This window comes from Nocardia sp. BMG51109 (assembly GCF_000526215.1).
GTDB lineage: Bacteria > Actinomycetota > Actinomycetes > Mycobacteriales > Mycobacteriaceae > Nocardia.
Window position 1 is genome coordinate 2,177,817 of the sequence record NZ_JAFQ01000004.1, and the last position, 12,978, is coordinate 2,190,794.

Annotated in this window: 10 protein-coding genes and 1 tRNA gene; 8 read left to right on the top strand and 3 right to left on the bottom strand. The window is 71.3% G+C overall.

The window, feature by feature from the left end:
• Nucleotides 1-107: 107 nt before the first annotated feature.
• Nucleotides 108-1,856 carry a DUF4407 domain-containing protein gene (locus D892_RS49375; protein WP_024801347.1) on the top strand — a complete coding sequence of 583 codons (1,749 nt, stop codon included), beginning with the start codon at nt 108-110 and terminating at the stop codon, nt 1,854-1,856.
• Between the two features lie 292 nt (nt 1,857-2,148).
• On the opposite strand, the gene D892_RS0111320 is transcribed toward D892_RS49375, so the two are convergent.
• Nucleotides 2,149-3,729 (bottom strand): MFS transporter, encoded by a 1,581-nt coding sequence (locus D892_RS0111320; RefSeq protein ID WP_024801348.1) that lies wholly within the window; start codon nt 3,727-3,729, stop codon nt 2,149-2,151.
• Between the two features lie 120 nt (nt 3,730-3,849).
• On the opposite strand from D892_RS0111320, the gene D892_RS0111325 reads away from it, so the two are divergent.
• From D892_RS0111325 to D892_RS0111345, 5 genes are all read left to right on the top strand, one after another.
• Nucleotides 3,850-4,395: a TetR/AcrR family transcriptional regulator gene (locus tag D892_RS0111325; RefSeq protein WP_024801349.1), complete on the top strand. Its 546-nt coding sequence runs from the start codon at nt 3,850-3,852 to the stop codon at nt 4,393-4,395.
• A 216-nt stretch (nt 4,396-4,611) separates the two neighbouring features.
• The gene (locus tag D892_RS0111330; protein ID WP_024801350.1) at nt 4,612-5,526 is read left to right on the top strand and encodes a hypothetical protein; all 915 of its coding nucleotides are present in this window, start codon (nt 4,612-4,614) and stop codon (nt 5,524-5,526) included.
• Entirely contained in the window at nt 5,523-6,605 is a 1,083-nt protein-coding gene (locus D892_RS0111335; RefSeq protein WP_024801351.1) for a DUF4129 domain-containing protein, read from the top strand. The genes D892_RS0111330 and D892_RS0111335 overlap by 4 nt, the downstream gene beginning before the upstream one ends.
• 10 nt (nt 6,606-6,615) lie before the next feature.
• A complete protein-coding gene (locus D892_RS0111340) occupies nt 6,616-7,599 on the top strand; it encodes a MoxR family ATPase (protein WP_024801352.1) in 984 nt (327 codons plus the stop codon).
• 3 nt (nt 7,600-7,602) lie between these two features.
• Nucleotides 7,603-8,895, top strand: a complete 1,293-nt coding sequence (locus tag D892_RS0111345) for a DUF58 domain-containing protein (protein WP_024801353.1) — start codon at nt 7,603-7,605, stop codon at nt 8,893-8,895.
• Between the two features lie 280 nt (nt 8,896-9,175).
• Here D892_RS0111345 and D892_RS0111350 read toward each other — a convergent pair whose 3' ends face one another.
• Nucleotides 9,176-9,973: an RDD family protein gene (locus tag D892_RS0111350; protein WP_024801354.1), complete on the bottom strand. Its 798-nt coding sequence runs from the start codon at nt 9,971-9,973 to the stop codon at nt 9,176-9,178.
• A gap of 45 nt (nt 9,974-10,018) precedes the next feature.
• Here D892_RS0111350 and D892_RS0111355 point away from each other — a divergent pair, with 45 nt between their 5' ends.
• Both D892_RS0111355 and D892_RS0111360 read left to right on the top strand, forming a co-directional pair.
• Nucleotides 10,019-11,023 (top strand): stage II sporulation protein M, encoded by a 1,005-nt coding sequence (locus D892_RS0111355; protein ID WP_024801355.1) that lies wholly within the window; start codon nt 10,019-10,021, stop codon nt 11,021-11,023.
• 763 nt (nt 11,024-11,786) lie between these two features.
• Complete coding sequence (locus D892_RS0111360) at nt 11,787-12,449, top strand: PhoU domain-containing protein (RefSeq protein WP_024801356.1); 663 nt, start codon at nt 11,787-11,789, stop codon at nt 12,447-12,449.
• Nucleotides 12,450-12,688: 239 nt separating this feature from the next.
• On the opposite strand, the gene D892_RS0111365 is transcribed toward D892_RS0111360, so the two are convergent.
• Nucleotides 12,689-12,774 (bottom strand) — tRNA-Leu (locus D892_RS0111365).
• Nucleotides 12,775-12,978 lie beyond the last annotated feature (204 nt).

The following is a 12,978-nucleotide window of genomic DNA, read 5'->3' on the forward strand; positions in this document are numbered from 1 at the left end:
CCGCGGTGATGCGAGCCGCCGCCGGGCTCGATCCGCCGTGTGGGCGACACCGAACGACTGTCGCCGAGCCCGCGAAAATCCCTGGGACTTGGAGGATGTGAGATCCCATGACCGCCCCCCACATCCCCGAGTCGCCCGCTGCCACCGCGTCCGGCGACCCGGCCTCCCGATTCTCCGTCGCCGCGCCGCTGGCCTGGCTCGGTGGCGCCGACACCGGACCCATCGACCGGCACGAACGCTCCGGCTACGCGGTCGGCGGCGCGGCGGTGCTGCTGTTCGCCGCGGTGTCCGGCGTGGTGGTCGCCGCGGCCACCGGTGCGGCGCACTGGCCGCCGCTCGGCGTCGCGATCGCGACACTGCTCACCGTGCTGCTGGTCGCGGCCGGTTCTCGGGCACTGTCCACCCCCTCTTCGCGGACGTTGTCCACTGCCGCGCTGCCCGGCCGCCGCGGCCGGCTGATCGGCCGCGTCGTCGTGGCGGTGCTGGCCGGTGTGGTGATCGCCGAACTCGCCGGGACCGTGCTGCTCGGCGGCAGCGTCGACCGGACGCTCGACGAAAGGGCAAGGCGCGACGCCGAATCCGCGCCCGCGGCGGTCACCGCTCGCGCCGAACTGGCACAGGCACGCACCGAGCGGGCCGAGCTGGACCGAACGGTCGCCGCGGCACAGGGCGATATCGAACAGGCCCTGATCGTCGCTCGCTGTGAATACAACCCGACGCCGGAATGCCCGCAGACCAAGATCACCGGAGTGCCGGGCCAGGGACCGGAGGCACAGACCGCGAACGCCATGCTCGACGACGCCCGTGCCCGGCTGGTCGCGTCGCAGGCGCGGGTGCGGCCGCTCGACGATCGGATCGCCGGACGGCAGCAGGACCTCGACCGGGCCCGCGCCGGCGCGGTCGGAACCGGCGATCGCGGACTGGGCGCGCGCTGGCTGGCGATGAACGACTACACCACGGGCCACGCCGGCGGCCTGCTGCTGCGCTTCGCGACCCTCGCGGTGGGCGTCGTACTCGCTCTGCTGCCCCTGCTGGTGCGCTGGTGGCGCGGGGAGACCTCGTTCGAACGCCGCATGGCGGCGCGGGCGGTGGTCGACCGGGCCGAGCAGGACGCCGCGGCGGCTATCGCGATCAAGCGGGCGGAGGTCCGCGCCGAGGCCGAAAGTCTGCGCGCCGACCAAGAATTGGCCGCGACCCGGCTGGCCGCGCACGCCGACACCGCCATCGACCGCGAGCGGCAGCGCACCCGCATCGTCGCCGCCCTCGGCAACTTCGAGATCGGCATCACCGAACCCGCGCGCCGGGCGGTCGCCGACTTCGAGACGCTGGCCGAACTTCCGCCCGCGCCCGAGCATCGACAGCACGACCCCGTTCCCCGGGAGGCAACCATGTCATCGTCCGGCCTGCCCGCCCGGCCCTCCTCGGGTACCGGCGTTCCGCCGGCGAAAAAGGAGGCCGGCCTGGAACTTCCGGTGATCGGCACGGTGCCGTTCTCCGATACCGCGGCCCGCTGGATCCGGCCGCTGGTGCCCTCGTTCGTCGCCAACGCCGTCGGCACCGCCACGCACCCACTGCGGACCGTCCGGCACGCGATCGAGGAGGCGGAGGAGATCACCTTCACCCTGCGCCGTACCCGCAAGGTCACGGTGCACTCCGACGAATCGGGCCACGGCGGACCGGCCCCCGGTTCGGACCCGTACGCCCAGCAGGTGGCATCCCGGATCGTCGACGCGCAGGATCCGGCCCGCGCGGGCCTGACCACGCCGAACCGGTACGACGCCGTCGCCGCCCGCACCGGTGCCCGGGAATTCGAGCACCGAGATCCGCGCCAACTCCCCCCGCCCGGTAGGGACTGACCCGGCACGACACGCCCGGAAAACGCGGATTGTTTCACGTAGAACATGTAAAAGCCCAGCTACCAACGGTTTTCCCGGATGCCCGTCCAGTCGGCCCCGTCCGACCGGACGCCCTGCGGCCCCGAATCGTCGCGCACCCGACGAACGAGAACGATGCCGCGCGAGATCAGCTCGGGCGGGCCGGTCCCGCGCGGCGCCGGTCCGGTGACGTCGGCGGACAGGGCCGGGCCGAGGATGTGGTGAGCGCGACAATGCCGACCGTCCGGACCGACCGACAGGACGAACCCGGCTCTCAGGGGACCCGCTCGGTGGCGGACAGCTCCCGCGGCCCGGTGCCACGATCGAGTGCCGGCCGCTCCGGGGACGTCGCGGTGCGGGCGGCGATGACCGCCGCGAGCAACAGGATCGCGGCGGTCGCGATCGACGCCAGGTGGATACCGGACACGAAGGCCGCGCGCGCCGAATCGAGTAGCGTCGCGGCCACCTGATCCGGCAGGCCCGCGGACACGTCCACGGCACCGCCGAGCGATTCGCGCGCGGCGCCCAGCTGCGGCGCCGGTACCGCGGACACGTCCAGTCCGTACCGGAACATCGACATCACCACGCTGCCCAGCACCGCGACACCGAGCGCGATGCCCGCCTCGTACGCGGTCTCCGACACCGCGGCCGCCGCACCGGCGCGCGCGGGCGGCGCCGAGCCGACCACCAGATCCGACGAGACCGTCAGCGCCACACCGACACCCGCGCCGACGAGCAGGAACCCGGCGACGAATGCGCCGACACCGGCCGCCGGATCCGCACCGAGCCGAACGAACAGCCCGGCGCCGAGCGCGGCCACCACCAGCGCCCCGGCCAGCACCCGGCTCGGCTGCCACCAGCGCACCAACCACGCCGACACCAGCGCGGACACCATGCTGGCGAGCATGCCCGGCAGCAGGTACAGCCCGGCGTCCAGTGCCGAACGCCCCTGCACCAGCTGCAGATACTGCGACCCGAAGAACAGCACACCGGCCAGCGCGAACACCGCCAGCAGATTGGTCAGCACCGCGGTACGGAACCGCGGCAGCGCGAACAGCCGCAGATCCAGCATCGGGTCGGCCAGGCGGCGCTGCCGGCGCACGAACAACACGCCCGCCAACGCGCCGACCAGCGCGACGCCCAGCCGCACGAGACTCGGGCCGTGCGCGGCGGTCTCCTTGACCGCGTACACGACCGGCACCAGCGCCATCATCGACAGCCCGGCGCTGACCAGGTCGAAACGGCCCGGATGCGGATCCCGCGACTCGGGCACCAGGATCGGGCCGAGCGCCACGAGCACCAGCATCACGGGCAGGTTGATCAGGAACACCGAGCCCCACCAGAAATGCTCCAGCAGCCAGCCGCCCAGCAGCGGCCCGAACGCCGCGCCACCGGCGGCCGCCGCGCTCCACACCGCGATCGCGGTGGTGCGCTGGCGCGCGTCGGTGAACATCGCGCGGATCAGGCCCAGGGTGGCCGGCATCAGCGTGGCACCGGCGACGCCCTGCAGCACGCGCGCGGCGATCAGCATCTCCGGATTCACCGACCACGCGGCAAGCACGGAGGCGACGCCGAACCCGGCGGCGCCGAGCAGCAGCAGCCGGCGGCGACCGACGCGATCACCGAGTGCACCCATCGTGACCAGCAGACCCGCCAGCACGAACGAGTACACGTCGATGATCCACAACAGTTGCGACGTGCTGGGAGCCAGGTGGGCGCTGATCGCGGGGACCGCGATATCCAGCACCGTGGCATCCACGGAGACGAGCAGCAACGCCAGTACCAGAACGCCGAGGCCTGCCCAGTCCCGGGCAGTTGCCCGGCGCGGGATCGCGGTGGCGTTGCGGGTGTCCATCGTCCTTCTGCCCTTCTGTCGTTCTCGACTTCCGTGTCGTCGGCGTTCGACGGCAGAGAGTTTTACCGTCCAGACGGTACAGTACCAAAGATTACCGTCCGGACGGTACAGTCGAGGACCGTGACGACCACCACCCGCGACCGGATACTCGACGCACTGGAGACCCTGCTGCTGGACAAGGGCATGTCCCAGGTGACCCTGGAGAACGTGGCGGCGACCGCCGGTGTCTCCAAGGGCGGCCTGCTGTACCACTTCAAGAACAAGGACGCGCTGCTGGCCGGCCTCGTGCGGCGCCTCGGTGAACGCACCGACCAGCAGTTGAACAATGCCGTGGCGCAGGGCAAGTCGGTCGCCGAGTGGTATCTGCAGGCGCCGAGCCCCGACAACGACTCCGACGCACTGGAGCTGGCGCTGTACCGGTCCATGGTGGCGGCCATGCGCACGGTCGACGCCCCGCACGACGAGCGCGACGACGAGGTGCGCCGCGCCCTCGCCGAGGTCATGTCGACCTGGGGCGCGGCCCTGGACGACGAGGTCGACGATCCGGTCCGCGCCGAGGTCATCCGCCTGGTCGGCGACGGCGTCTACCTGCGCGCCCTGCTCGGCATGCCCTCCGTCGACCCGGACCGCTATCGCGCCGTGGTCGCTCGCCTGCTGGCGCTCTGAACCGGCCGATCCGGCCGGCACGCAGCTTTGTCCGGCCGTGCACATTATTGTGCGTAGGGGAAACGAAGTATCCCGCACCGTGGGGGCACCCGGCATCGGCGAAGAAGGCGGACAGATGGGTTATTCGCGCACTCGGCCGCCCCACGTCCGTGCCCGGCCGCCACGCCCGGCCTTCGATCCCCGACGGAGCGCGTCCACCGGACCGGTGACGCCGACGTGACCACGGACCATTCCGGTGCGGGGGCGGCCCCGATCCCCGGCTCCGATGCTCCGGAACGGCTTCCGGTCCGGCCGCTGACCTTCCGGGAGTCGCTGGATCTGCCGTTCGCGGTGCTCACGGAACACATCCGGTTGCTGGGCGGGCTGGTGGGGGCCGCATATCTGATCGCGGTCGGCGCGGTGGCCGCCCTCACCGTCGCCGGATCGGCCGCGACGGGCGGTTCCGATGCCGGAACGGCCTGGGCCGCGGTGCTTTCCACGGTGGTACTCGCCTGGCTGCTGCGCTGGTACGTGCGCGGGGTGACCGTGCCGGCCGGGCTGGCGAGCCTGCACCGGCGTCCGATCGATCGACGGTCGGCCCTCCGGGACCTGAGACGCGCGGCGGGTCCGCTGCTGCGGTACCGGGCGGTGTCCACCCTGATCGGCCTCGGCGTGCTCGCGCTGGGCGCGATATTCGTCGTCACTGTGCTGCCCGCACTGGTCTGGCTCGGCTGGCTGCGGGCACGACGGTGCCTGACGGTTCCGGCGCTGTTGGACGAGTCGGCGCCGTCCGGGGATTCGGCGCCGTTCGGGCAGCCGATGCCCTACCGCACCGCGGCAACACGGGCGAAAACCCTTGCGGCGGGCGGTGAGTGGCGGCTGACCGGGGTGTGGCTGTACCTGCGTGGCGTGCTGCTGGTGCTGATCGTGCCGCTGGTCGGCGGCACGCTGTTCGTCTCGGAAATCTCCGGCACCCACCGCTGGGCCGCGATCGTCCTGTCGACGGCCACCGTCCTGCTGTTCGCCGCCCTCGCCGAGGCGGTGGAATCGGCCGCCGACGTGGTCGGCTACGCCGATCGCCGCTGCCGGCGCGAGGGCTGGGACATCCGGATTCCGGTGGTGGGCAACCGAACCCGGGCGGGGGCGGCATGACCGGAACCGATCCGGCGGGCACCCCTCCACTCCGTACCCCGCCACCGCCGATCTATTCGCCACCGGGCATCGACGAACCACCGGCGCCGCCGCCACCCGCGCTCGGCGCCGCCGGCGATCACCGCGGTGCGGCGGAAGCGGCGGCGGGACAGCACGACTACGACACCGCCCTGCGCGAGCGATACCGGGCCGTGGTGCGCGGCCTGGAGCAGCGCGGCGTCCTGGCGGTCCGGCGATCCCGCACCGCCCGGGAGACCGCCACCGACGCGGTTGCCGCGCTGCCCGACCGGGCCGGCGAGCTACCCACCGCCGCAGACGGTTTCGACGAGGTCGTCTACGGCGGCCGGGCGGCCACCGAGGCCGAATACCGGCGGCTCGAGCAGGCCGACGTCTTTTCGCTGGCTCCACCCCCGCCGCCCGAGCCGGTCGAGGCCGCGCCCCCGCGCGACCGGTCGATCCGGATTCCGCCGCTGCCGCAGTTGATTCGCGATCCCAAGTTCTGGGCCGTTCTCCTCGCCGTGATCGGGCTGGCGCTGATCGTCTACCTGCTGATCCAGCTGGCCACCGCGCCCAGCGCACCGCCACCGCCCGAACCGCCGACGCAGCCTCCGCCGACTCCCGACGACTACTCGCCGCCCACCCCGAATCTCGGCGAGGGCTCGGATTCGATCTTCGCGCGGACACCGGCCTGGCTGGCCTACGGTGGCCTGCAGTGGCTGGTCTTCGGCGCGATCGTGGTGTGGTGGCGGGCCCGTCGCCGCGGCGCGCTCGTCGGCGAGCCGCGCCCGGTGCAGATCGCGGCGAACGAACTGCTCGCCGGGCAGGCGGCGCTGTACCGCAGGTCCGGGGACCGCGATCACGTGGCGGCCACGCTGCGCGCGGCGTCGCTGCGCCGAATCCGGACCGTCCTGGGCGTGACCGCGGACGCGCCCGCCGACCGGATCGTCGCCGCGGTCGCCGGCCGCACGGGCCTGCCCGCCGCCGATATCGGCACTGCCCTGTTCGGCCCGGTCCCGGACGACGAGACGCTGCGACTGGTTGCCGCGCAACTGCGAAGAATCGAATCGGAGATCGGATGACGGAGACCTGATGACCAGTGCGGACACCCAGCACACCCCGACCGCCGAGGACGCCCTGCGGGCCCTCGGCGCGGTACGCGACGAGATCGGCAAGGCCGTCGTCGGCAACGACCAGGCCGTGATGTTCCTGGTGCTGGCGCTGCTGTGCCGCGGCCACGTGCTGCTGGAAGGCGTTCCGGGCGTGGCGAAGACGCTGCTGGTGCGCTCGCTGGCGACGGCGCTGGACCTCGATCACGCCCGGGTCCAGTTCACGCCGGACCTGATGCCCGGCGATGTCACCGGATCGCAGATCTACGACCCGCACTCGGCCGAATTCACCTTCCGTCGCGGCCCCGTGTTCACGAATCTGCTGCTGGCCGACGAGATCAACCGCACACCGCCGAAAACCCAGTCCGCGCTGCTGGAATCGATGGAGGAGCGGCAGGTCTCGGTGGACGGCAAGCCCCAGCCGCTGCCGGAACCATTCGTCGTGGTGGCCACCCAGAACCCGATCGAGCAGGAGGGCACCTACCCGCTGCCGGAGGCGCAGCTGGACCGGTTCCTGTTCAAGGTCGATATCGAATTGCCCGGCCGCGACGACGAATTCCGCATCCTGCAGCGACACGCCGCCGGATTCGACCCGCGGGACCTGCCGGCCGCGGGCCTGCGCCCGGTCGCCGGGCCGGATCACCTCACGGCGGCGCGGTCCGCGGTGGCCGGGGTGCCGGTGAATCCGGAGGTGCTGGCCTACATCGTCGACCTGTGCCGGTCCACTCGGGCGGCACCCGCGGTCCAGCACGGCGCCTCCACCCGCGGCGCCACCGCGCTGCTGGCCGCCGCGCGCGGCCTCGCGTGGCTCACCGGCCGCGGCTTCGTGACGCCCGATCACGTGAAGACCGTTGCGGTGCCGGTGCTCCGGCATCGGCTGCAGCTGCGCCCGGAGGCGGAACTGGACAGCGTGACGACCGAGAGCGTGCTGTCGTCGCTGCTGCTGTCGGTGCCGGTCCCGGTGTAGGCGATGGTCGTCACGGGACGGCTGGCCGCGGTCGCCGCGGTCGCCGCGGTGGGCGCGACGGCGCTGGCGACCTGGTGGGCCGTGGTGCTGCTCACCGCGCTACTGGCCGTACTGGCAATCGTCGATGTGCTGGCCGTGGGCCGGGCCGAGCACCTGCGGCTGTCCCGCAGCCCGCACACCACCGTCCGGTCGGGACAGTCGACGACCGTCGAGTTGACGGTGCTGAACCACGGCGACCGCACCCTGCGCGGCCGGTTGTGGGACGACTGGCCCGACAGCGCGCACGCCACCACCCGCTCGTATCCGCTGCACCTGCCGCCGAACACCCGAACTCGGCTGCCCACCACGCTGCGACCGGATTACCGCGGCGACCGCGCGGCGGGCCCGGTGACCCTGCGACTGTTCGGCCCGATGGGCCTGGCGGGCAAGCAGTTCCGCCGCGACGTCCCCGCCCGGCTGCGCGCGCTGCCGCCGTTCCGCAGCGAGGGAATGCTCGCCTCGAAGGTCGCAGAGCTCCACCTGCTCGAGGGCAGCACGGTGATCAACGCGCGCGGCCAGGGCTCGGAATTCGACTCCTTCCGCGAATACGTTCCCGGCGACGACGTCCGGGCGATCGACTGGCGGGCCACCGCGCGCGCCGCCGATGTCCTGGTGCGTACCTGGCGACCGGAACGGCACCGCCGAGTGCTGCTGGTGCTCGACACCGGGCGGCTCGGCGCCGGCCGGATCGGCGCGGGCACCCGGCTGGATGTGAACATCGAGGCCGCGCTGCTGCTGGGCGGGCTGGCCGCCGCGGCCGGAGACACCGTCGACCTGCTCGCCTACGATCGGCGGGTGCGGGCCGAGGTGCAGGGCAGCAGCGGAAAGGGCTTGCAGCCCAGGCTGATGCACGCCCTGTCCGGCGTCGTCCCCGCCCTGGTCGACACCGACACCGTCGGCCTGGCCCGGACGGTGGTGCAGCGCTCGCGCCGCCGCAGCCTGATCGTGTGGTTCACCAGCCTGGACGGGGCGATGGTGGAAGAGAATCTGCTGCCGGTGCTGCCAGTGCTCACCCAGCGGCACCGAGTCCTGATCGTCTCGGTCACCGATCCGGATGTGGCCGCGGCGGCGGCGCGGTACGGCACGGCGGACGAGATCTATACTGCGGCCGCCGCCGAATCCCTGCTCGCCGAGCGCACGGCGACCCGGGAATCCCTGCGCCGCAAGGGTATCGACGTGGTAGCCGCCGCCCCCGACCGCCTGCCCGCACAACTGGCGGACGAATACCTGGAACTCAAGCGCTCCGGCGGACTGTGACGATCGGAGCCCACACCGGCGCCTCGCCGGATACGAATGCCGTCGGGCCGATAGGGCATCGGCATACGGCAGGACCGGCCCGGTACCGATGAGCGACGACACGAGCCGAGGAACGTGCCCCCAGGAGACTCCCGAACGACACGCTCTGACGGTGGAGCGGCGTTACGGGCGTACAGGGTGATCACTCAGGCACCCCTCCCCCCCGAAATCGGGCCGGAAAGACGTGCACCACCAACGGTTCCAGGCCCGGCACGGCACACGCCGCCGCCGGAGCGCCGGATCACGCCGGCTGCCGCCAAGCTACGGGCTGCGGGGAGGGAGCGACGGGCGCCGGTGTCAGGGTGCGGCGCTGGCGCTCGGCGATCACCGCACCGAGGATCTGTAGAGGTGGGTAGCCGACCGGGGGTACCACTCGCAACTGCTCGCAGACGGCGGCGACCAGGGCGACCCCGAGGTTGTGCTGCGCCTCGGGCGTCAGCGTCCGGAATCGGGTCAGATACTGCCGGACCGGCAGGGCGAGGTCTTCGCTCAGACCGGACAGATCGAGCCGCTGCACCCAGCCCAGCAGCCACGGCGGCGCGACCGCCAAGGCGGGCATGGGAATCCGGGCCCGGTCGTGCACGACCACCGTGCCGGCGAGCACGTCGCCGACCCGCCGCGCCCGGGGCGAACACAGCGAGGTGACCACCGCGACGACCCCCAGCCCGCCCAGAGCCCAGAAGTCGACGATCGCGCCGGCGAGTCCGCGGGTGAGGGCGTGGCGGAAGTCGATGGGCCCGCCGTCCTCGCGGACCACGCGCAGCCCCAGCGCCAGCTTGCCCACGGTGCGGCCGCGCAACAGCGTCTCGCAGGTGATCGGGTAGCCGGCCAGCACGGAGACGACGATGACCAGCAGAGCGACGTCCAGCCACGCGGTATCGGGCCGCACCCACACCAGCACGGCCGAGGCGCCGAGCACCAGCAGCCAGCCCACCACCAGTTGCAGCACCACATCGATGACGAATGCCGCGGCCCGGGTGGGGATGCGCGCGATCGGCAGGTCCAGGGCGACGGCTTCGCCGGTAGTGAAAACGGCCATGCTGCAGACAGACTAGCCTCTTGCGGTGGACCACGGGAGGAACCGATGGACGTGGACGCGTATGCCTACGCGCACAGGCGATCCTGGGATCGGCTCGACCAGCTGGCCCGGCAGCGGCGGCTGACCGGCGCCGAGGCCGACGAGCTGATGCTGCTGTATCGCCGCACCTCGCAACAGCTGGCCCGGCTGCAGTCGCATTCCCCCGATCCCGAGCTGATCGCCGGTCTCGGTGCGCTGCTGGCCCGGGCGCGCGGGCGGGCGCTCGGCACCCAGGCCGACGCCTGGCGGGAGGTGGGGCTGTTCTTCACGCGCCGGTTCCCGGCGGCGGTGTACCGCGCGTGGCCGTGGTGGGCGGCGGTGGCGGTGCTGTTCCTGGCCGTCTCGGGCGGGATCGGCACCTGGGTGTCCGGTTCGGCCGCCGCGCGCCGCGCATTGGGCATTCCGGCCGACACCGACGCGCTGACCGCTCCGGGCGGGGAGTTCGAGACCTACTATTCCGAGCATCCGCACGACGCGTTCGCCGCTCAGGTGTGGACGAACAACGCGGCGGTGTCGGCGGTGGCGCTGTTCACCGGGCTACTGCTCCTGCCCGCGGCGTACGTACTGGTCATGAACGCCGTCAACGTCGGCATCTCGGCCGGGCTGATGGCCGACGCCGGACGCCTGGACTCCTTCTTCGGTTTCATCCTGCCGCACGGCATGCTCGAGTTGACCGCCGTCTTCGTGGCGGGTGGCGCCGGCCTGAAACTCGGCTGGACACTGGTCGACCCGGGCCGGCTCAGCCGGGCGCAGGCGCTGGCGCGACAGGGCCGGGCGACCGCGACGATCGCGTTGGGGCTGGTCGTCGTGCTGCTCGTCTCGGGGCTCATCGAGGGATTCGTGACGCCCAGCGGCCTGCCCGCGCCGGTGCGGATCGCGATCGGGCTGGTGGCCGAGATGGGCTTCCTCGGATACGTGTTCGGCGCCGGGCGATCGGTGGAACGTGACCCGACAGTTACCGACGGGCGCACGGGTGATCATGGGGCGGAAAATCGGTTGCGGGAAGCGTGACCACCGACCATGATTCGGACGGGGAGATTTGAGATCCACTGGCCGCAGCGAGTCCAGCTCAGCTGCGGCCAGCGTTACCGTCAACTCTACACAATCGTTATCGCGATGCAACCAGCCGCGCAGCCGCCGGGCGTATAAGTCACAGACCGGAAACGGCGCCGCGACGGTCTAGTCCGCAAACATTCGGCGTCCCCCGGTCCGACGGAGTGGCGGACACGGACCGGCGAACCATCCGGTCCCTCCCATTCGACCGATTCGGCATTTCCGGTTCGCCCGAAAGATCGACCTCGCCGGTTTGCCATGCACCACTTCGCGCTGGGACTTCGCCCTGTATGGGCTGTTTATAAGTATCAAACCGAAGATGACCGCAAGATTGCCACGCCGGTAACAGACCAAAAGTATGAAACATCGAAGATTGCTTGAGTCACATACTGTATTGAGGTCAACTTCACAGATACATGCCAGTTGCGCGCCGCAACAATCGCGATAACGGTACAGACAAGATGCGCCCGCAACCCTCCCGTAGTACGGTCCTCGCCCCCTGCGGGCTCGCCAGGTGCGGCGAAGATCACACCCGGCAAAGCACATCGAAGCGACGCGGTCGCCGTGTCGTCGCAACCTCGCCCCCGGCGTCTCCGGTCGCGACCGAAACCCGGCGTTCCGACCGACCGCGAAGTGGAACGGCGCCGGGTCACGGACAGCCACAACGGGTTTCGCGGCCGAACGGCTGCACAGCCGGGGGCGAACCGCGAAGATATCCCCCGTGCGGACGAAATTCTCCTTCGAACTCGCAGCACTGACCGATGAGCTGGCCCAACTGTCGGAACTGGCGCGCGAGGCCACCGAACGCGCCGCGGTGGCGGTGCGAGAGGCCAACCTGACCGCCGCCTACGAGGTCCTCGCCATCGATGAACGGGTGCAGACGCTGCACGATGCCTGCGAGAACAGGGCGGTGATCCTGCTCGCCCTGGAGGCGCCGGTCGCCCGCGATCTCCGGCACGTCGTGAGCGCGATCCAGATCAACGACAACCTGACCCGGATGAGCTGGCTCACCAGCCGCATCGTCGACAGCGTGGTGCATCGATATCCGAATCCGATTGCGCCGCCGGACATTCTGGAGTCGCTCGGCGAGATCGGCGAGATCGTCACCGGCCTCGCCGCGGGCGCCCATCACGCCATCGTCGACGACGAACTCCCGGCCGATCGCCACCCGGTCGCCACCGACGGGCGGCTCGCCGACATCCAGCAGCGGATCCGGCAGTCGGTATCGGCGCCGGACTGGCCGCACGGCAACGCCATGGCCGTCGACCTCGCCCTGCTCATCCACCACTACGAACGCTGCGCCGAGCACTGCGTGCGCATCGGCCGCCTGATCCGCTTCTTCCACACCGGAATTCCGCTGTCGGCGCAGACCGACGAACCGTGAACCCGTGCGACTCGGCATCACCGTGCGCGCGAGCGCCGCTCGCGCGCACGGTGGATGGTTCCAGCCGTCACGTCACTCGCACGCCCACAGATACCCCGGTTGACTGAAATCCGCGCCACGGGCCGGTATAGGCCGAACGAAGATTGTGATATCCCGAACACCCCCTGAGACACCGCGAAAGGACCGACACGGCACCGATACGACGAAGGCCCGGATCCGAGATCCGGGCCTTCGATGCGTGGTGGGCGAAGGGGGACTTGAACCCCCACGTCCCGAAGGACACTGGCACCTGAAGCCAGCGCGTCTGCCATTCCGCCACTCGCCCGAGCGACTGAGAGACAGTATCACGCAGCCGCAGCCGAGATGAAATCGCCTGTTCAGCAGGCTTGTAACCATCCTGTTGCGGGCCGGGAACTTCGCTGGCCTGCCGAGAGTTACAGGTGTGGAGGATCGTGGATATCATGCAGAGACCGTGTCCGTCCCACGACACGCCCTATTTGCGTGTCGCGGATTGGTGACAGACGGGATC

Excerpts from the sequence above, each read along its gene's own strand:
- D892_RS0111345 (WP_024801353.1), top strand. The coding sequence starts at position 7,603 with ATGGTCGTCACGGGACGGCTGGCCGCGGTCGCCGCGGTCGCCGCGGTG.
- D892_RS0111355 (WP_024801355.1), top strand. The coding sequence starts at position 10,019 with ATGGACGTGGACGCGTATGCCTACGCGCACAGGCGATCCTGGGATCGG.
- D892_RS0111350 (WP_024801354.1), bottom strand. The coding sequence starts at position 9,973 with ATGGCCGTTTTCACTACCGGCGAAGCCGTCGCCCTGGACCTGCCGATC.
- D892_RS49375 (WP_024801347.1), top strand. The coding sequence starts at position 108 with ATGACCGCCCCCCACATCCCCGAGTCGCCCGCTGCCACCGCGTCCGGC.
- D892_RS0111320 (WP_024801348.1), bottom strand. The coding sequence starts at position 3,729 with ATGGACACCCGCAACGCCACCGCGATCCCGCGCCGGGCAACTGCCCGG.
- D892_RS0111340 (WP_024801352.1), top strand. The coding sequence starts at position 6,616 with ATGACCAGTGCGGACACCCAGCACACCCCGACCGCCGAGGACGCCCTG.
- D892_RS0111335 (WP_024801351.1), top strand. The coding sequence starts at position 5,523 with ATGACCGGAACCGATCCGGCGGGCACCCCTCCACTCCGTACCCCGCCA.